Source organism: Candidatus Nomurabacteria bacterium, assembly GCA_020632395.1.
GTDB lineage: Bacteria > Patescibacteriota > Dojkabacteria > SC72 > JAHDCA01 > JACKFQ01.
Map to the genome: position 1 here is coordinate 392,342 of JACKFQ010000001.1, position 20,306 is coordinate 412,647.

Here is a 20,306-nt window from a genome sequence, read left to right on the forward strand (position 1 = left end):
TATTCTATCACACTAATCAGTTTGAATATATCTGATCACAACTGCTACATAAGATCCTCTAGGTTAATTGGATTCTTTTGGTCCCTCAATAACCGGGAGCGGTGATCGTTGCGGGTTCGCATTACGATCGTTACCCAGCGCATTTTCAGAGGGAGATGTGTTTGAGTACCCTGGACTTGTATCCCTATCGTTCGCTTGTGAATCTTTTGCAGAGGATCGATCTGGTGGTAATTTTTGCTGACGATCGTTGCCCTGTGTATCCCTTGTCGATGACGGATCTTGGGGTTGCTTCTGCTGACGATCGTTGCCCTGTGTATCCCTTGTCGATGACTGATCTTGGGGTTGCTTCTGCTGACGATCGTTGCCCTGTGTATCCCTTGTCGATGACTGATCTTGGGGTTGCTTCGAACTGGCACCATCAGACTTCCCCTTCTTCTCACTATAAGTTAGCTGGCTACGGTTTCCCTGTTGACTATAACTTTGATTTGCCCATCTCTGTATCTTATCCTCTATCACCTCCTGTGGAGTGCCGTAACGCTCTCGTGATACCTGAATGATCTTCTCCCTCTCACCATAAGGATCAAGCCTCTTCTTATAATCAAGCGATTTCGCACTAAATGGCTTTGATGTCATACCATCAATACAGAGCTTTAAATACATCGAGTGAGATTCGAGTGATACTAGATCTTCTGAATCAAAGATCGGAGCAAACTCTTGAGCTAAAAGACTTGCATCAGATTGGCTCACAACAAAAGAAGATAATGTACCAACATTTCCAAATATTGCATGACGAACCGTCAACGGGATCTGTTCAATGTATTGGTTCGTCATAGTGAGGTTCAGCCTGAATTTACGAGCCTCTGAAAGGATCTTAGCAAAACTGTCAGTAGCAAAATTCTGGAACTCATCCACATATAGAAAAAAGTCTTCTCTTTCATCTTCAGGTATATCAACCCTTTGCATAGCAGCTGCTTGCAATCGGGTGATTATCATACCTCCTAGCAATGATGCGTTTTCCTCACCAATCTTTCCTTGTGCTAGATTTATCAACAGTATCTTCTTACTATCCATGATCTCTCTGAGATCGATAGTTGATTTCACTTGTCCTACAATGTTTCGGATGACCGATGACGAGATGAACCTACCTACTTTATTCTGGATAGGTGCTACAGCTTCTGTGATCAATCTGGAATTCTGGGACATCTGCTCATACTCATCCTGCCAGAATTTTAACAAGATCGGATCCTTAAGTTGTTTTAATATGAATTTCCTATAATTCGTATCGATCAGTATCCTCTGCACAGCAAGGATAGTAGTCCCCTGAGCCTCTATACAGGTAGCTACTGCATTCTGCAGGATATACTGGAGTCTAGGTCCCCACGAATCACCAAACTGCTTTTTAAATACACTAACGACACCATCAGCAACAAGATCACGAAGCGTAAGATCCTCTAACTCCAACATATTGAAACCGATCGGAAACTTGCTATCGGAGGGATCAAAATACACCACATCATTGACCCTCTGTGGTGGGATATAGTTCAAGATCTCATCGATATCCTGCCCGTGTGGGTCGATATAACATACTCCATCACCTTTCAAGATATCCGACACGATCATGTTCTTGAATGTAGCCGACTTCCCTACTCCAGTCTTTCCCAACAGATACATATGTCTACGTCTATCATGTCTTTTCAAACCAAAAAGTATCCTCTCTCCTCTATAATCTGTTTCTGCAAATATATTAATGTCTTCATCAGAACCTACAACAGGAACATTCAACGGTGGTTCTGCCTTTCTAGCCCTACTCCAATGAATATTTGGGGTTTCCACTGATATGTTGGGGAGATGGTATATAGAAGCAAGCTCCTCGATATTCACAATATCGATCTGATCAGCAGGTAGATACCTACGAAGATAATCCTGATATATCTCCTGACCACTCATATCGGGTACAGAATGTATAAAACCATTCAGATGAGATGTTGTAAACTGCTTAAAACTCGCTACAACATCTCTGAGAAGCTGTTCTGAAGTAAATTGATCACCCGCTTTTGTTATCACCCTTATAGTTATCTCAAATCCTGGCTTCAACATCTTTTCTTCGATCTGCCTAAGCTCTTCATCCTGACCCGGTATCAGCTTTACAACTTGCTTTGCAGCAGGTTTATCTGATGTGCCTGATGTATTTAGATTTGTAAGTGTACCTGACATGTCGCTAAGAAACCTCTGCCAAAGGTTTTTCTGACCAGGATCTTTTCCATCCCGGATAGCTGTTATGTATTCTTTTGAATTTTCCTGCCAATAATTAGCTATGGGCCTCACAAGTAGTTGTAACCAAATATCTTGTCCCTCTGAAAGATCTGCCATTGCCGCAGTAATTGCTGCCAGTGGGTCTACTTCAAAATTTCGAAATGTCTTGATGGGGAAAATATAATCTTTCTCAAGCTCGATCAGTCCAGTGGTAACATACGCCTGATAAGGTTCACCATTGGACAAAGTAGCTTGGATCGGCTCCTGCGTATAATCCTTAACAAGGCTGATATCGGCGTTTGGATACTGTGCATACACCTGCCCCTCAATGAATTTATACAGGTGCTGTGGGGCTACTATAAAGAACCTAATACCGTTCATGCCATTCGAAACTATTTCAAAGCTCACCATATCCAAGGATTTCTTTGCATCACGCAAGATCCCATGTATGGAGGCGAACATCTGTTCAGAAGCTAACGGTGTTTTATCATTCTCTCGTGGAACCAGTACTTGCATCACCACTGGATTACGAACCTCTTCAAAGACCTCTACTTCATCATCTTCTTTTCGTGTATAGAAATACACAAATACAGTAAAGCCTGCAGAAAAGAGTAGAGCTATGAGCAGTATGACTTGAAACATGATGACACTATTTTAACAAGAAATTACACAATACAAAAACACTTTAACAATTCGAACATTATTACTTTCTTTAATTATGAACCATACTTTTATACCCCTTGGGTGCGATTGGGGATGAGACTGGGTCCTGCTTCGCGAGACCCAATCCCAGAATGGCTGTGGAGTAACAAAAATACCTTGGCCAACGGTCGAGGGATTTAATCTCTTCACACCGTTGATTGCGAACACATATATAAACTATTCAGAGTCGTTCACTAACCAGCTTGAATCAATATTCAGATCCATACCTAGCACCAATACAATGTCTCCGGTTGTTAGAAATGAAGGTCTTTCAGGCTCTACGATAACATCTACTGGCATCAGTTGTCTGATGGCACTGATCGTATGACCGAATCGTTCTGCATCTGATGTATAGATAACACTCTTTTCGTAAAGATCATCCGTGTTGTTGATCCTGATGACATTCATACCATTATTAGATAATTTTCTCGTATACCTCGAAGCAAGCCCTGAGATCTCACTCCCGTTATAAACCTCGATCTTTGCCTGTTCCCGCTCTACATCCTTGTCCAAGACAGCATCTCCGATATTTTTCAGCCTATCGTCAACACTTGCATAAGTGACTACGGGGATCTCTATACCAAATTCACTAGTTCGTAACTCCTGTAGCTCTGATAGCTCAAAATCGAAATATTCTTCTGGATCATCCTGTACAGCTCGAATACTTCCCATCAGAGCAACTATCCTATCTATCCTTATATTACTGTCAGTACCATTTGCTATCTTGACGATCTCATGGTTGTTGATAAGGAGATTGATCGGACTAGCGCTACCTATCATTCTCGTCAAGATAGAAAAGCTGTCATTATAATCTTTCAGTTCGCCAAACATAGTACTCACAGCTTGATCATCTAACCAGATATAATTATTGAACTTATATCCTAACAGCTGTCCTAACTCCCAGATCGTATACTCTTTTCCAGCACCTTTCTCTTCAAGTTCTCCTAGATAATACAGATTAGAAACTGGCGTATAATCAGCAAAATTCGAAAAACTACTACTAATGTAGATATTTCCCGGGATATGTACGATCCACTGCTTTGCTTTCTCCTTGTTTTGCACAACTACAAATGCGTGTTCTATCCTAAGATCCATGCCGGTGGATGTTGTTAATACGATCAATGTACTTTCAGTTACCAGATCAACATTATCTATTGGTTTACGTATGAACTTGGAGTTATTTATAGTTGGTTCGATCTGTATAGCTGAGAGTGAATTTGTGATATCTACCCAATTTACGACCAAGACTAAAGCAGATACTACAACAAGTAGGATGATCAGATTTCCGCGTGACATATATCTACTCAGATCATGTATCCTTCCCTTCTTTCTACCTTTGCTTGAGCGTCCTGAACCTGATACAACCAAAGACCTTTTACTGATCCTTCCTTCCGATCTTTTTTTACTATTTTTCTTTCTATTATTTTTCGTCATTTTGATAATCTACCGATATTACTCATACCCTATAGCTATATTTCCGTTTTCATATCGCGTTTAGTACACTTTATTTACCCCCTACACACCCGCACCACTTGTTACATATTTGTTACATTACACCGCTTTATAGACGGGCTTGTCGAATTTGGTAAACCACCCTATGTATTTACCTCTCTTTTACTTACTCGGATCAAACTGTGCAGGCAGTTACTGTATAACTTCTTTATACATGTATTTAATAGCTCTATACCGCTAATATAAACCACCTCGACATTCCCACACACTATTTATCCTACTTATATACAAAAATACCTGTAGAATGAAGCTATGGCCTAGATATTTATATTATACGCCAGACTCTATCTTCTCCATCGACAGCGATCCCAAGCACAACTGAAGTTAGATCTATCTGATCAGGGACATCGTATTTACTAGAATATAACGAATCACCATCGATCGGACAACCCAAGTACATCAATGTTGCTCTGATCTGATGGGTTCTTCCGGTTTCGATCCGTATCAGAAGCTCATTGTCACCATATCTTCGTATAAATGATACAGAATTACGCGAGTTGCCCACCGTTGCATGAGTCGGACGAAACCACATTCGTTTTCGATGTAATGGATCTCTTTCGATCACCCCTGTAGCATTTAACCAGCCCGTTTGAGATATTGAGTCAACACCGCCCTCTTTCCATTCTGTGATGATTCTATCGAGTTCTGAGGGCATCTCGCTTAGGTCTTCTTTATTCTCCCCACCGATAACATCCAATGCTGTTGATGAATGTGCGTGATAGATCTTCAAGACCGTATGTCTACTGAACTGATCGGCAAGGTCAATTTGTGTAGAGCGATCTTTTGCAAAAATGATCAATCCGCCCACCGGCTTATCCAATCGATGCACCAACCCCGAACGAACCAATGGTGCTGTATCTACACCGGTAGATGAGAAATACCAATTAACTCTATTTGCGAGATTATCTTGCTCATTTCCTATACCGGGATGAACTGCAAGACCACGAGGTTTGTTCAACACCAGATATGATCTACTCTCCTCTATGATCTCAAGATCACCTCGTATCGGCTGGATCTGATTGATACTCTCCCTTTTCTCTCGTATATTCACCAAAAGCTCCATTAAACGATCCTGATCCATCTCGACCTGATCACCCTGTTTCAATCTATATGAAGGCTTCTTGATCAGGGAATTGATAGTCACAATATCCGACAATATATTTTGGACCTGCTCTCTGGACACAGTACTAACGTCAGTCCCAACCTCAAGGGATCGTATCAACTGAAGGACAAACATATCTAATCGCACTCCTTTATCTTTTTCTGTTACTTCTGAATGTAGCAAGATTCAATTCCACAAAGATTATATTCCACAATAACACTATTATACCAAGGGTAACAATAATATCCGTCCCATCGAACATAAAATTTCCGAATATCGAAAAATTATCGCAATTCGCACCAAATATCATATACTCCACAAGACTACTTGCACACCCAAGCAAGACCATATAAACACCATATTTGGGCATCTTCTCATGAATATCCGTCTCCTTTTTACGTACTGATCTCAATAGAAAGATAAGCGACATCAGGATCAAGAAGATCTCTACAAATGGAAGCTCATATACTCTTTTGATCGTATCTACTACTGAACACTCTCCGTTCTTTCGATAGAAAAATCCGATCCATTGATCAGTAAGCAGTATGATCACAGTTGGAACCAAAATATTTACCGACGCTTTAGTTCTGATCTTTTTTATCACTGATGCGGATCGCTTGGTTTAGGGAGATCCTCCTAGGTGTCAAAGTCTTCTGATCGTCTGTTGTTGGTGTTTTTCTGCGAATATCCAATATATACGATATAGCCATAAAGCATCCTAAGATCACAAATCCATAAATATGATATCTATCCATGTTGATCAAGGGCTGTGACAAAAATGTATAGCTGATGAACCAAATGTCTAATACAAGATAAAATAGTACCAAAACCCTGGACATCCTCCTGTACGGGTCGTGTCTATCTTTATAAAAGCGTTTTATTGAATGCACCACGACCTGTATCACAAAAGAAAATATGAATACCAGAAACCCATTGAGGGTAACCCTACTGTCGCGAGCATATAGTCCATATAGAAGTAGTGCACTACCTAGTAGAAAATTCGCCGAGAACAGAACACTTCCCATCATTTCTCGCCATCTCCACTTCTTGATATATACCGTGTAAAAATACCCAAGTATCAGGTATGCAAGGAACATCGGTATAAATAGGAATCCACCATCCCATATACTAAACAATCTCCATGGCATCGCACGAAAAAGGTATATTTGCTCTCCATATCTTTCGTATGGTAGATAGAACCAATTCCACTGTGAAAACTGATCCCAACTGGTAATGATATAAGTCACTCGCCCCCATACCAACATCAGAAGCGTAGAGAAGAACCATTGATCAAAAATCGAATTTCGGTTCTTTTTTGCCAGATCGGCTTCCCACCAAAAGATCATCATACCGACAAAATAAACAAGCCCAAGAAGTGGTACAAAGCTTATGCTCGTAGGAATGAACGATAGTGAATTGTATAGGAATTCTTCCATATTTTGATCTATTTAGATCGTTTTTTCTTCTTTCTTTTCTTCTTGTTCTTCTTGGAATTTTTAGATCTAGTAGATCGATCAACCTGTGCTGAATTTCTATCTCCGGAAGTTATCTGCTCTTTGCTAACTTCTACTGTTTCATCAGATCCAGCAGTATTAATATCTTTCATATCAAGACCCCCTACTTCATCATCATTAGTCAGACTATCTGTACCCGAATCCTCCATAACTTCATTATCCAAAATACCATCTTCTCTACTCTCGCCTGCATCGATAGACTCGTCAACCTGATCTACACTGTCGCTTACCATGTCCTCATCGGTAACATCACCAACTTCTGTAGACGCCTCATCTTCCATATCCGAGATCATATCCTCCAAATCACTCTCTACTCTTTCTACAGTATCTTCATTATCAGATTCATCCTGAAGAACTTCATCAATAACCTCTTCGATATCAGCCATCTCTTTTTCGAGTTCTTCATCAGTTAACTCAGATATCTTTTCTGTAAAATCGCCACTTTCTTCATCAATAATAGTTTCGGGAAGTTTCTGTTCTTCAGTTTCGGAACTGTTCTTATCTTTGATACTGTTGTCCTTCCGATCGCTCTTGGAAGGTTTGATCGATGCAACTATGTTGACCACAAAGTCATTTACTGCTTTTCCAAGTGACATGACCCCATGCATAACAATATTTCCTAATCTCACAGTCACTCCAGTTGCTGTCTTATATCTAGTCCCTTCTTGTTCTACCTTAAATCTGATCTCCTGACGAGATTGCTCAACTCTCTGTCGAATGACCTCTTTAGAGATACCTTCCTCTTCTGGTAGTGGATGAAGTACTTTTTCCTTACAATATGGACAGAAATTCCATTTACGATCCAACATCATCTCACAACCTTTACATTTCACTTTCAATTCGTATGAGCATGATGGACATATATTGAACCCGGGACTTAGCTGGTCCCCACATTGCGGACAATCTCCGAGCTCAGAGGTTTCATAGAGGAGGTAACGTCTTTCTAGGTCGCCCCAATAGACATTCTCTATAGTTTCTTTTGGCCTTAGGATGAGATAGATTATCAAACCCACTACGTTAAAGGGTGCAACCAATAAAACACTAAAGATCCTAAAAAGTATGTTCCGAGTTCTCTCTCCTGAATCGATCCAAACCCAGACAGCGATAAAAAACCAGATAACCACAAGACTAGCAAGGAAAGATCGGATCAAGATATTGAAATCAAAATTACCCACACCTTCAAGCATATCTAGCAAAGTACTCTCAAAATCCATAATCTTTGGTATAAGTTTAATTCCTGTAGATCGAAAAGACCGTTAATTGGTGGTCGAGGAGGGAATCGAACCCTCACGCTATTGCTAGCACGGGATTTTGAGTCCCGCGTGTCTGCCAGTTCCACCACTCGACCAAGCTAGAATATGATATCGCAGAAACGCCTATAAGACAAGAAGATTAGCCAGTATTGGATAATATCCACTAAGAAAAGTAACAGAAGGATATTTGAACTATCTCTGAAGTACAGAGGATGAGTCCTTATGAATCTTTGTATATATTCCTAAAACTTGCGATATCACCAACCCAAGCCAATTCAACTATTCCGGTTGGTCCATTTCTGTGTTTTGCAACATAAAGGTCGGCAACATTCTTTCTGTCCGTATCAGGATTATATGTTTCCTCCCTGTCGATGAACATCACAATATCAGCGTCTTGCTCTATTGAACCTGACTCTCGCAGATCGGAAAGTTGTGGTCGGCGATTTGTACGGCTTTCGATAGCACGAGAAAGCTGTGAGAGTGCTACTACTGGCACTTCCAATTCACGAGCAATATTTTTTAGTCCTTGAGATATCTGTGATACTTCTTGTGTTCTTCCCTCACTACTATCAGCATGCATTAGTTGTAGATAATCTACAAAGATTATATCAACACCCCTCTCAAGAGCCATGCGCCTAGCTTTAGTACGTATCTCATTTATACTCTGCCCTGGTTTATCATCAATGTATATCTCGGCTTCAGAAAGCTCCCCCATCGAATCCGCAAGTTTCATAAATTTCTCATCATTCAATCTTCCTGTTCGGATCTCCCAAAACGGTATACCAGCCTGCATACCAGTCAATCTATCGATTATCTGCGTATTACCCATTTCTAGAGAGAAATACAGCACCTTCTTTTTCTCATACACACCTGCTGCCCGCAGAAAATCCAATGATAACGATGTTTTTCCTACTGATGGTCTGGCGGCCAGTATGATCAGATCGGATTTCTGGAACCCTCCCAGCAGTTTATCAAGCTCTTTAAATCCGGTAGATATACCTAAACCTGCAGAATTCTCATCTGCTCTCTCAGCTCTCTCATATGCTTCTTTGAGTAGATCCTTGATGTGAACAAAATTTGTTGAGACACCCTGTTGAGCTACACCAAAGAGTAACTGCTCACTTTTATCCACAACCTGCTGAACATCTATCTGCTCATCAAATGACAGTTCAGTGATCTTTGCAGCTGAGCTGATCAGTTTCCTCCTCAAGGCGGCTCCTCTCACTATCAGAGCATAATCCTCCGCATGGGCTGATGTTGGCACAAAACTCACAAGATCAGCAAGATATGAACGTCCTCCTATCCTCTTTAACGCCTTTTTGGCCTTGAGCTTATCAGAAACAGTAACAAGATCGATCGGTTGACCCTCTTCGAACAGCGACATCAATGATTCATAGATAGTTGCATGTCTTGGTTCGTAAAAGTATTCGGAACGAAGCACTCCTGCGACATTTATGACAGCATCTTTATCTAAAAGCATCGAGCCTAGAACTGACTTTTCTGCATCGATATTTTGTGGTGGTATCCTATCCATACTCTACTATCTTGCTTAACCTATCCTTAATTATATCTAAAGCTCTTCTGAATTATGTGAAGCTACCCTTAATTATATACGAAGCTATCCTTGATTATATCTAATGCTGTCCAACCCTTCCAAATCATTAAATACAAGTTCAATCAAGTACCACTATTTCTATCACCTTACTCTCCTGCTCAGTTCCCGATGAGAGAACGAACTTATTATCATTTGTCACATGGGTATATCCAAACTGTTTGATGAATTCATCAACTCCCTTCAAGGAAGCAAAGTCCCCCTTGAGTCCACTCTCTTTATATCCGCAAGGTATCATATATGTCGGGTCGACCTTACTGATGATCTTCTCTAATTTATCAAAATTTGGAAACACCTCTGCATCACCGACTGGTAGGATCAGAAGGTCAACATCCCCAAGATCTGCAAACTGTTCTACTGCTATAGATTTAGATATCTCACCCACATAAACTACTCGTACATCTTTCTCATCTAAGATATAGAAGTCTGTTCCTTGTGGACGTCTGATCAGCACCCCTCCGAGTTCATATTCTCCAGGGCTTGTGATCTCATGCAATGACTCTCTCTTTTTGGGTTCTATCTTCTTGTAACCGGAATCCTCTATCACACTATGTGATCCGATGTATTTCTCTCCTGTGAATAGGACAACCTCTCCCGTAGTCTTTCCTATAGTCACTCCGGCTTCCTCGGAAAGTAACGGATCGGTGATGATATCTATCTCTTCACAACTAAATCTAAATGTTATGAATCCTAATTTCTTGATCTTCATGGTGATATTCGATTACATTAAGTATCTGAAGTACTCCATCAGAGTTCAGCGTATTCTACACCATACAGAGAAGCGTCTGAAGTGTATCTTCTCCAGAAGGATATATTGATCGATAGTTCTCGGACAGTATCTGACACATAAATCGCTTATTTAAGCAGACTAACTGCTTCGTCGAGGTTTGAAAGTATGCTTTGCCTCACCTGCTCTTTGACAAGCTCCAGCTTAACACTCTCTAGTGAAGACATCACAGCCTGTATCTGGGGGATAACTTTCTCGTTCGGTTCTTCGTTTTGCAAAAGCTTTTCTACCCCTCTGATCTGTCCTTCTATCCTATGTAATCTATCAATCATTGACGAGGGTCCTTTTCTTGGCATCGAATTTTAAAGTAACAGCTTATTTATAACCATTGTAATACCCCTGGGGGTATAGGTCAAACCCAAGTTATTAAGGTGAAGCCTGGATCACTACAAAGTAGTTTTCCGTTAGATCACGTATTCATAGTGAGGGGTCTTAAGTGGTTCTAAACTGGGCTATTAGCTGTGCAATAAAGGAACTACCAGCACCACACCTCCCCGACTATAAGTTAGCGGGACAGGTGTTGTATGGGTCATACCTATCTGTTATAATCACCCCGTCATGAAAAAAGATATCCATCCCAAGTACAACCACAACGTAAAAGTGACTTGCTCCTGCGGTAATACATTTGTTACCGGTTCTATACTGGATGAGATCACGACCGAGCTATGCTCCAAATGTCATCCCTTTTTCACCGGTGAGCAAAAGATCGTTGATACAGACAACTTGGTTGCCAAGTTTGAAGAGAAACGAAGCAAAGCCCAAGACTCGTTCAGGTCAAAGAGACAAAAAATGCAGGAAAGAAAGAACAAACTTCAAAAACTCGACGAGAAGAGCTCAGCATCTGCAGGTCTCACACTACGAGATATGTTGGAGAATATTGGCAAGTAGATCCTTTTACCGTTCATTTCACTTCTCAACCTAATTGAGGACGATTTTGATGCTTGATATTCCCTATTTACAAAATAACTATCAACTTGCCCCACTTACCCAGCAAAAAAAAGAGCTGGAGGATCGAATGGCTGTAGCACACCAGACCGGTGATGATATGTCGTTCCTTTCTTCTGAACTCAACTATCTATCAAATAGACATAAATTGTATACACAGTTGAATTCACTGATCGAGCAGTACAAACAAGCAGAGCAGTTAGAAACATCCGAAGATGCAGAACTACAAGAATTGGCTATAGCAGAACTCCGATCCATCCCAGAAATGATCAATGGCATAGTGGAACAGATCGATGAGATAGAAATTGCAAAGGAACTAGCCGACCCTGATGACAGTCGATCGGTCATCATAGAGATCAGAGCTGGTGCAGGAGGAGAAGAAGCATCGCTTTTTGGTGCAGATCTTTTCAGGATGTATACAAACTATGCAACCTCCCAAGGATGGAGTGTTGAACTCATTGACGCTAGTCTAAGTGAATCAGGAGGATATAAAGAGGTCGTAGGACATATAAAAGGAGAAGGAGTTTATGAGAAATTAAAGTACGAAAGCGGTGTCCATAGAGTACAACGTATACCAGTAACTGAATCAGGTGGAAGGATCCATACATCGACAGCATCCGTTGCAATATTACCAGAAGCAAAAGAGATCGAGATCGACATCAAGCCCGAAGACCTAAAGATCGAGATCATGCGAGCATCCGGAGCAGGAGGACAGAAGGTAAATAAAACATCTTCTGCTATTCGTATAACTCATTTGCCATCAGGCATCGTTGTAAGTTGTCAGGAAACAAAGGTTCAAGCTCAGAACAAGGAAAAGGCTATGCAGATACTCAATGCGAGACTATACGAACAGAAGAGGCAAGAGATGCAGGATGAGCGTTCGGGGATGCGCAGTTCACAGATCGGTGGTGCAAAAAGATCGGAGAAGATCCGTACATACAATTACCCCCAGAGTCGTATCACTGACCACAGGATCAAAACATCATGGCATGACCTAGAAGGCATCCTGAACGGCAATATCGACGAGATGCTTGAAGACCTACATAGAGAGATAACTTCGCTTCAATTATTGGAGATAAAGAAGCAAAGGATAAAAGAACAGGGAAAGTCGAATTAATGTAAAAATTGATCTGAACTGATCTTGCAATCTTATGATAGATATTCCTCCATCTAAAAAGAGTACCTCACCAGTGAACGACCTACACTCTATCATCAAACTACTATCAGATATCGATTATCCTGATCCTATACGGGTTGGCAAGGTGATACACCGTTACATTGAGAATTATCCACATTTAGAAACAGAGGTTCTTGCAAGACTACGAAGTGATGAACCTTATGAAAAGATCGTCGGATCAGCTGAATTCTCAGGGCTTGAATTTGCCGTGAATAAAGATGTACTTATTCCACGTTCAGAATCTGAGGTCTTAGTTGAACACGCACTGGTAGATCTGCTTCATCTTCATCCAAAACCACCACACCCAACTATATGTATAGATGTGGGTACAGGAAGTGGTAACCTCATCATCACTATGGCAAAAAGATATATTGAGGAAACTTCTGACCAGCATCAAAAATTTAATAATGACCCTCTGTTGAACTTTTTGGGAGTCGATATTAGCAACGAAGCTCTTGATGTAGCACTTTCAAATGCATCAACCATATTTGAAGGTGAAGGTATTGTCAATTTCGCAGAGAGTGACCTTTTAGAAGATGTTTCTTTTGACCCATCAGCTCAGCTTATCATCATGGCTAACCTACCCTATGTGACAGAGAGTGAATTTCCAGATCTCGATCCCTCTGTCAGGAATTTCGACCCCAAAATATCACTGGTTGGAGAAGATACAGATGGCTTGGGACACTATCGAAGATTACTGATCCACCTCTCAGAATTGAATAATGATTGGATCGTACATTTTGAGATGGATCCTTCTCAGGTGACTGATCTGATCGGTTGGCTCTGGTTATCCGGGATCGCCGGTATATCAGTAGAAACTTATCATGATCAATACGAAAAGGTTCGATTTATTCGACTTGAAAAGCAGAAGTGAATTAGTTAATATCTACTGCAATGATACTATCCGACAGAACAATTAAAGAGAAGTTGAAAAGTGGTGAGATAGCGATCGAACCCTTTACACCTGAAAATCTCCAACCTGCTTCGTATGATCTGACATTAGGCACAAAAGCTTTGGTGTTCGATATCACCAACCATACAGAGATAGATGTCAAAAAACCAACCGAAGATCTCATGAGAGAATTAGACATCAATCAGTTTGGCTCTCTAGTGGTACATCCTGGTGAGTTCGTGCTTTCAAATGTTGCTGAAATTGTTGGAGTTGATGCCTCGCATGTAGCTCGGCTTGAAGGTAAAAGCTCTCTTGGTCGATTAGGACTTATCGTACATGCTACTGCTGGTTTCTTGGATCCAGGAAACAAACTACGCATGACACTAGAGATAAGTAACATCGGAGCACTTCCTGTGCGCCTATACCCAGGTATGAAGATTGCCCAGATCGCATTCGAACAGTTAGATCAACCTAGTGAGAAGCCCTACGGTTCAAAAGAACTAAACAGCAAGTACTTAGGTGATATGACTGTAAAAGCTAGCCAGATCCACAAGAATTTCTAACCCACTACACTCCAAGATATCAACCATTATTCACTTCATAATTTGTGTTGACAGTTTCAAAGAAATTTACCAGTTCTAATGTATCGTTTGCTGTACCCATCCATTTTGCGGGATTACCGACATTGAACTCAGTATCAAACCCAAGCTCTTCTAATCTCCTATCAGCGATATACTTCACATATTGCATCACATAATCAGCATTTAACCCGAGAATCCCGTTTGGAAGTAACTGCTCAGTGTACTTAGATTCCAACTGAACCGCTTTGATTATCATTTCTCTAACTTCATCGGCAAACTCTTCTGTCACGATCTCTGGATGTTCTTCCAAGATCGTTAGTACTAGGTTTATACCGAATTTCAGATGGAGACTCTCATCCCTGACGATCCAATCCACAAGATTTGCGAAATTCTTCAGAAGATTCCTCTGTCTAAAGCTCAATCCCAGCATAAATCCACTATAAAACCAGATACCTTCGGTAATGATATTAGTAGCAACGATATTTTTGACGAATGTTTGGATACCACTCTCAGAACTGATATCTATCTCCCCTCCTCTTAGTGCACTTACATGATCAAGCAGAAAATCCTCTTTTGCTTTCATACTAGGTAGATCTTCATGTAGAGAGAAAGCTCTTTTTCTATCGATAGGAAATGTTTGTAGAACATACTCAAATGACATCGAATGATTAACCTCCTCCCACATCTGACGTGTCAGATACATCGTGACCTCAGGGGCTGACAGATATGGCATCATACCCATGACAATTGACTGATTGACCCGAAATTCGGCAGGATTAAAAAATCCCATGAACAGTGTTACAGCCTCTCGTTCCTCATCTGACATAGTCCTCCAATCGGCGAGGTCTTCCATCAGAGGGACTTCGTGTGGAAACCATGTATTTGCGACAGCCTGCTCAAGAAGATCATATGCCCACTGATATTCGATCTTATCAAGTTGGGGGTCTTGATGTAATTTTACTTTTTGTAACAGCATAATATTCTCATAATAATTTAATTAGCTAATGATCTGTGAAAGACCTTATTCACAGCTATCACACAACGCGCGCTCTGCGGGATCTACAGGACATGCATTTCCTTTTATTGTAGGGATTCTATTCATATCAACCTGATCAACCTTCATGGTTGGGGGATACATCGTAGAATCAGCAAGTTCGCCACTATCTGCAGATGCAGTTATCACTGCAAAACCCCTACTCCTGGGCTTTTCTTTGGCAACATCCCTTTCAGACCCTTTAGATCTCTTGCCTTTGCTTTTCATTTGCATCTTTGTTTCTTTCTCTTTCTCCTGTGGTGCTGATGAACTAGCTTGTTTTTCTGGTGAGCTAGCTTGATCTTCTTGATGTTGTGAATTAAGTTGTTTTGTTGGAGCATTCTCGTGGTTGATCTTCTTTTCTACTCGCCCCCTTCGTTGCGATGCGATACTTTTTCGTTTTGATACAGCATCATTTTGTCGTGAGGTCGCTGGTTGTATTTGTGATACAGCATCATTTCGTCGTGAGGTCGCTGGTTGTATTTGCGATACATCATCATTTCGTCGCGAGGTCGCTGGTTGTATTTGCGATACAGCATCATTTTGTCGCGAGGTCGGTTCTTCTGCCTCTGATCCTTCGTCTTTTTGTTGTGACAAAGCACCGAATCCTACCCTACGTCTTACTACAGGTGCTTTCTGTTCGTGCTGTTGTTCAGATGTAGCTCCAGATAAATTAGTGGGAATGTCGCTCTCGACATTATCATCACTAGCTGTTTTTGCATCTGATACTGACTTGAAACCTTTCTTATTTATGGCCTTAGCTTTGTTCACACGGATCGTACTCTGTTCGGCGGTATGTCTGGGTTTCATATGGAGATAGTATGTTGTCTTGACCCCGCGCAACCAAGCCTCGAGGTACACATCCATCATCTTCTCCACATCTCGATCTTCAAAATACATATTTCTACTCATTGCTTGATCGATCCACTTCTGACATCTGGATGCTGTTTCAACGTATGCTAACGGATCGATCTGGAAAGATGTCTTGTAGACCTTTTTGATATTGTCTGGGATCAGATCGATCTGAGAGATATCTCCTTGACGTGAGATCAGCTCATCACGAATATCTTCCCATATCTTAAGTTCTTTCAATTTTCCAATAAGATTACGATTGATGTCCAAGAATTTCCCATTCATAGTGGTCCTACTGAACACTAGAGCAAATCTAGGATCTATACCAGGCGATGTTCCCGCAGTAAGCGAGGAATTCCCATTTGGTGCGATCATCATAACAGTAGCATTTCTAACACCTTTTTTAACTCTCTCCCTTAAACGATCCCAATCCATCGTATAAGTTCGGTCTTGCGATAGCTTGACTCCCCTATCTTGTTCAACTTTTTCCATCGTATCAAAAGGGACATAACCTTTTGACCACATTGATCCCTCAAAGTTAGGATAAGTTCCTCTCTCCTCAGCTAAATCGCAACTTTCATCTATCGCTACATAACTTATGAATTCAACGATCCTATCAACGATGTCATATGCTTCGGGGCTATCGTATGCATATCCTAAGTGCTCATATGTTTCAGATAGACCCATTAGACCTAGTCCGATAGCACGGTTATTAAGATCAGAATGTCGTGCCTCTGGCACTGGGGCAATTCCTACATCAATTATATTATCTAAATGTCGTATACCCAGCCTCACAGAATCCTCTAATCTCTCCCAATCTACCGCCTGCTCAAGATTTTTTTCAACATCTCCACCATAATCAGCATTTTCTGGAATAACGTGTTTCGTCAGATTCACATATGCAAGATTACATACTGCAATATTATCCTTATTCTGAGGTAAGCAGACTTCGGTACAAAGGTTGGAGCCGTGGATGGTGCCTGTGTTATTGTTCAAAGCTCTTAGATTGATAGTGTCTTTGAAAGTGATCCATGGATGGGAGGTAGATTGAAGTTGAGTGATGATCTGCTTGAATTGCTCTCGAGCCGGAACCTTCTTCCACATGCGCATTTCTCCCGCTTCAGCTTTTCGAACATACTCAATATACTGTTCACTGAATTCAGATCCGTACAATTCCGTCAGATCGCTTACTTCTGCAGGGTCGAACATATACCAATCTTCGCCATTCTGTACCCTTTTCATAAATTCATCAGAAAGATATACTGCTGTGTTTGCTGTCCTTGTCCTGCGATAATCGTCCCCTGCATTCTGTTTCAGATCTAGGAAATCATTGAAGTTGATATGCCAATTCTCCATATACAAAGCCATAGCACCCTTCTTCTTCCCTGCCCTCGCGATAGCTGCAAGTGTCGAATCCATAACCTTTGCAAATGGTATAGGTCCAGATGAAAATGTGTTATTTGTCTTGATCGGAGAACCCTCTGCTCGCAATTTTGTTATCGCAATTCCGATACCACCAGTACCTTTAGAGATCTTTGCAACATTAGCCACATTTTCAAAGATATGCTCGATAGTATCTTCTGTATCCAATAGAAAACAATTTGCGAGTGTAGGCATAGTTGTGCCTGCACCGATCATTGTAGATCCTCCTGCTGTGTATTCTTTTCTGGATAATTTTTCATAAAGATCGATCGCTATCTTGGTTGGGTCTTTCTCCTCAAAAGATAAGCCCATCGCCACTCGTATCCACATAAATTGAGGGGTTTCTTTCACCTGTGTAGATTCACGAAGTTTCATCATGTATCGATTCATTGCGGTCTGCAATCCCACAAATGTGAAGTCCTTATCTCTCTGGGGTTTAAGTGCTACTGCAAGTCGGTACACATCAAAATTGCTTAACATCCTGCGATCCAAAAGTTTCTCCTCAACTCCCCATTTGAGATACTGTACAAAGCTCTCTCGATACGACTGATCAAAATCCTCTCCATCATACTCGGAGAGTGCTGACAAATAGCCTTTTGTCAGTAACAATCTAACCGCAAGATCATCAAACATTGGGTCTTGCTGGATATTCTGTGTAGCAACGAGGATCATGGAGCCAAGTAGGTCATTGCTACTCATATCTTTCATTAGGGTTAGTCTGACCTCATTAAGCAACTGATCGATCATTTCAGCTGACATATTTAGATCCTCTGAGTGGATCCACAACAGTTCTTCGATTTGATCTAGATTTGTAGGATCAATAACTTTTAGTAACTTTAGGGTGTCTTTCATTGGGCAGGGATGAAAGTAAATTTAGTTCTTAGACACAATATACTGTATTTGTATACCTTCGGGTTATCAATATACAGGTATCAGGTGTGTGTGTAAACAATTCGTATCTAATGTCATACAACGATCCAAGAACCCTATTTTGAAGAAATAAACACGTTGATTGAACATCATATATATACATAGCTATATAATCTACTACTCTCATAGGAGATCTATGATCAGAGCATCTCGTAGCTGTGAGAGCACAGATATACACATGAAATAGAGTATATCTACAGAGAGAATACCCGCAAAGAAAACTGTCAAAATAACCTATATATGCGTATCTTTCCCAAAGTATATAAAGATTTGCTTCTTCTTAAAAAATCATTAAGATCTGCGGTCACACCTTATAGGTCTTGACAAGATTTTGTGTTCAGAAAGAAAAGAGCCAGCTATTGCTGGCTCTCATTATGTCTTCTAACTCTAAAAGTATAGATCAGTCTGCTTCACCTAGAACTACTGAAACAGAGACTTCTTTTCCATCTCTCAAAATTTTCATTTCTACAGAATCCCCTATTTTGAATTTCTGTATCATCTCGATAAAAGAAGATACTACAGGATCGCCCTCGATCTGTACAATGATGTCGCCTCGTTTTATACCTGCATCCTGAGCTGGGCTACCATCAACCACACTTCTAACAAATGCTCCGGGTAGGATATCCGTGTAGTACCTTGCTTGTGACTCAGTGATCATCTCATACTCTATACCAACAAAGGGTCTCAAGAATTTCCCATAGATCCTATACTCTTCGAGACGATTCACAACCCTGTTGATCGGCAAGGCAAAAGAGATATTGTCGGCGCCAGAAGTAGTAGCAAAGTTCACCCCTATAACCTCTCCTGACGAGTTGAGTAACGGACCACCGGAATTACCCGGATTGACCGCCGCATCAATTTGTATCACATTTTCGAATGTTTTGACTGTACCAAAGAAACTTCCTGAACTTGTCGAAACGGATCTGTCCAAACCACTGATCACTCCTGTGGTCACACTCCCTGCATACTCACCTAGAGGAGTACCGATAGCTATCACCATCTGACCCGGAATAAGAGCATCAGAATCACCGAGTTCAACTGGATCTAACCCTTCTGCATCGATCTTTAACAAAGCAATATCATTGAAATCATCCCGTACAATATCTTGTACCTCATACTCCTCTCCATCCTCAGTGATGACTTTATAATCTGCATTCTGATCTGATACAACATGCTGATTTGTTATGATCAATCCGTTCTCGTCTACAATGAATCCTGAACCGATATTGTTACTTCGATCAACCACACCTGTTCCCGGCTGAAGTTCGAGTTGCGATATTGCAACACTTACCACTGAATGCATATTTTCCTGCACTACCTCTATCACCTGACTCTCCTCACTTGTGACCTTTACTATCTTATTTTCTTGGGTCACAATACTTGAATCATTACTATCTGACTTTTCGGTAAGCCATTCGATGGTCACACCTCGATCTTTCAGAAAATCTGTTAAGTTTCGTGCAGTATAGAAACCAAGTATCACCCCACCTAGCAAGATCGCAAATATAACTAGAACGAGAGATGTACAACCACAACCGATAAGTTTCTTCTTTCTTGATCTTCTCTCATTTTTCTCTTCTTTTGAATTTTTTAGGATCGCATCCTTCTCTTTTTCGCTCTTATCCGAGATTGGATCAACGGATTTAGTTTTCCCATCTACAACTGTAGTACCAACCGTTTCACCCACTTTCTTTTCATCTGACTTCGTGATTTTTTCTTCCATCTTTCTGAAAAACTAA

At 40.9% G+C, this 20,306-nt stretch carries 16 protein-coding genes and 1 tRNA gene; 4 read left to right on the forward strand and 13 right to left on the reverse strand.

From position 1 onward, the window contains the following. Positions 1 to 63 precede the first annotated feature (63 nt). The 10 genes from H6763_01840 to H6763_01885 all read right to left on the reverse strand — a co-directional run bounded on the left by H6763_01840 (position 64) and on the right by H6763_01885 (position 11,031). Positions 64 to 2,895 carry a type IV secretion system DNA-binding domain-containing protein gene (locus H6763_01840; GenBank protein ID MCB9803549.1) on the reverse strand — a complete coding sequence of 944 codons (2,832 nt, stop codon included), beginning with the start codon at positions 2,893 to 2,895 and terminating at the stop codon, positions 64 to 66. Between the two features lie 237 nt (positions 2,896 to 3,132). Further along, entirely contained in the window at positions 3,133 to 4,389 is a 1,257-nt protein-coding gene (locus tag H6763_01845) for a LytR C-terminal domain-containing protein (GenBank protein ID MCB9803550.1), read from the reverse strand. Between the two features lie 343 nt (positions 4,390 to 4,732). Then, positions 4,733 to 5,752 (reverse strand): RluA family pseudouridine synthase, encoded by a 1,020-nt coding sequence (locus H6763_01850; protein ID MCB9803551.1) that lies wholly within the window; start codon positions 5,750 to 5,752, stop codon positions 4,733 to 4,735. After that, complete coding sequence (locus H6763_01855; protein ID MCB9803552.1) at positions 5,721 to 6,173, reverse strand: hypothetical protein; 453 nt, start codon at positions 6,171 to 6,173, stop codon at positions 5,721 to 5,723. Before H6763_01855 ends, H6763_01850 begins: the two co-directional genes overlap by 32 nt. After that, positions 6,151 to 7,005, reverse strand: a complete 855-nt coding sequence (locus tag H6763_01860) for a hypothetical protein (protein MCB9803553.1) — start codon at positions 7,003 to 7,005, stop codon at positions 6,151 to 6,153. The genes H6763_01855 and H6763_01860 overlap by 23 nt, the downstream gene beginning before the upstream one ends. 8 nt (positions 7,006 to 7,013) lie before the next feature. Continuing rightward, on the reverse strand, positions 7,014 to 8,297 hold the full coding sequence (locus tag H6763_01865) for a zinc ribbon domain-containing protein (GenBank protein ID MCB9803554.1): 1,284 nt from the start codon (positions 8,295 to 8,297) through the stop codon (positions 7,014 to 7,016). A gap of 47 nt (positions 8,298 to 8,344) precedes the next feature. Then, positions 8,345 to 8,431: transfer RNA gene (locus H6763_01870), tRNA-Leu, on the reverse strand. 125 nt (positions 8,432 to 8,556) lie between these two features. Beyond that, complete coding sequence (gene dnaB / locus H6763_01875) at positions 8,557 to 9,870, reverse strand: replicative DNA helicase (GenBank protein ID MCB9803555.1); 1,314 nt, start codon at positions 9,868 to 9,870, stop codon at positions 8,557 to 8,559. A gap of 139 nt (positions 9,871 to 10,009) precedes the next feature. After that, positions 10,010 to 10,657 (reverse strand): MBL fold metallo-hydrolase, encoded by a 648-nt coding sequence (locus tag H6763_01880; GenBank protein MCB9803556.1) that lies wholly within the window; start codon positions 10,655 to 10,657, stop codon positions 10,010 to 10,012. A gap of 146 nt (positions 10,658 to 10,803) precedes the next feature. Beyond that, entirely contained in the window at positions 10,804 to 11,031 is a 228-nt protein-coding gene (locus tag H6763_01885; protein MCB9803557.1) for a metal-sensitive transcriptional regulator, read from the reverse strand. Between the two features lie 262 nt (positions 11,032 to 11,293). On the opposite strand from H6763_01885, the gene rpmE reads away from it, so the two are divergent. From rpmE to H6763_01905, 4 genes are read left to right on the forward strand one after another with little or no spacing between them, the layout of a single operon-like run. Beyond that, the gene (gene rpmE / locus H6763_01890) at positions 11,294 to 11,623 is read left to right on the forward strand and encodes a 50S ribosomal protein L31 (GenBank protein ID MCB9803558.1); all 330 of its coding nucleotides are present in this window, start codon (positions 11,294 to 11,296) and stop codon (positions 11,621 to 11,623) included. Between the two features lie 49 nt (positions 11,624 to 11,672). Continuing rightward, on the forward strand, positions 11,673 to 12,797 hold the full coding sequence (gene prfA, locus H6763_01895) for a peptide chain release factor 1 (protein MCB9803559.1): 1,125 nt from the start codon (positions 11,673 to 11,675) through the stop codon (positions 12,795 to 12,797). Positions 12,798 to 12,831: 34 nt separating this feature from the next. Further along, entirely contained in the window at positions 12,832 to 13,731 is a 900-nt protein-coding gene (locus H6763_01900; protein ID MCB9803560.1) for a peptide chain release factor N(5)-glutamine methyltransferase, read from the forward strand. 20 nt (positions 13,732 to 13,751) lie between these two features. Then, a complete protein-coding gene (locus tag H6763_01905) occupies positions 13,752 to 14,312 on the forward strand; it encodes a dCTP deaminase (protein ID MCB9803561.1) in 561 nt (186 codons plus the stop codon). Between the two features lie 19 nt (positions 14,313 to 14,331). Here the strand turns inward: H6763_01905 and H6763_01910 are convergent, their stop codons facing one another. The 3 genes from H6763_01910 to H6763_01920 form a co-directional block, all read right to left on the reverse strand. Continuing rightward, positions 14,332 to 15,306: a ribonucleotide-diphosphate reductase subunit beta gene (locus tag H6763_01910; protein MCB9803562.1), complete on the reverse strand. Its 975-nt coding sequence runs from the start codon at positions 15,304 to 15,306 to the stop codon at positions 14,332 to 14,334. A 45-nt stretch (positions 15,307 to 15,351) separates the two neighbouring features. Then, complete coding sequence (locus tag H6763_01915) at positions 15,352 to 18,489, reverse strand: ribonucleoside-diphosphate reductase subunit alpha (GenBank protein MCB9803563.1); 3,138 nt, start codon at positions 18,487 to 18,489, stop codon at positions 15,352 to 15,354. Positions 18,490 to 18,967: 478 nt separating this feature from the next. Then, complete coding sequence (locus H6763_01920) at positions 18,968 to 20,290, reverse strand: trypsin-like peptidase domain-containing protein (protein MCB9803564.1); 1,323 nt, start codon at positions 20,288 to 20,290, stop codon at positions 18,968 to 18,970. Positions 20,291 to 20,306: the final 16 nt, after the last annotated feature.

Bases quoted from the DNA above. Each gene is read 5' to 3' on its own strand.
- H6763_01880 (MCB9803556.1), bottom strand. From the start codon at position 10,657: ATGAAGATCAAGAAATTAGGATTCATAACATTTAGATTTAGTTGTGAA.
- H6763_01915 (MCB9803563.1), bottom strand. From the start codon at position 18,489: ATGAAAGACACCCTAAAGTTACTAAAAGTTATTGATCCTACAAATCTA.
- rpmE (MCB9803558.1), top strand. From the start codon at position 11,294: ATGAAAAAAGATATCCATCCCAAGTACAACCACAACGTAAAAGTGACT.
- H6763_01910 (MCB9803562.1), bottom strand. From the start codon at position 15,306: ATGCTGTTACAAAAAGTAAAATTACATCAAGACCCCCAACTTGATAAG.
- H6763_01920 (MCB9803564.1), bottom strand. From the start codon at position 20,290: ATGGAAGAAAAAATCACGAAGTCAGATGAAAAGAAAGTGGGTGAAACG.
- prfA (MCB9803559.1), top strand. From the start codon at position 11,673: ATGCTTGATATTCCCTATTTACAAAATAACTATCAACTTGCCCCACTT.
- H6763_01905 (MCB9803561.1), top strand. From the start codon at position 13,752: ATGATACTATCCGACAGAACAATTAAAGAGAAGTTGAAAAGTGGTGAG.
- H6763_01860 (MCB9803553.1), bottom strand. From the start codon at position 7,005: ATGGAAGAATTCCTATACAATTCACTATCGTTCATTCCTACGAGCATA.
- H6763_01900 (MCB9803560.1), top strand. From the start codon at position 12,832: ATGATAGATATTCCTCCATCTAAAAAGAGTACCTCACCAGTGAACGAC.
- dnaB (MCB9803555.1), bottom strand. From the start codon at position 9,870: ATGGATAGGATACCACCACAAAATATCGATGCAGAAAAGTCAGTTCTA.
- H6763_01840 (MCB9803549.1), bottom strand. From the start codon at position 2,895: ATGTTTCAAGTCATACTGCTCATAGCTCTACTCTTTTCTGCAGGCTTT.
- H6763_01865 (MCB9803554.1), bottom strand. From the start codon at position 8,297: ATGGATTTTGAGAGTACTTTGCTAGATATGCTTGAAGGTGTGGGTAAT.
- H6763_01885 (MCB9803557.1), bottom strand. From the start codon at position 11,031: ATGCCAAGAAAAGGACCCTCGTCAATGATTGATAGATTACATAGGATA.
- H6763_01845 (MCB9803550.1), bottom strand. From the start codon at position 4,389: ATGACGAAAAATAATAGAAAGAAAAATAGTAAAAAAAGATCGGAAGGA.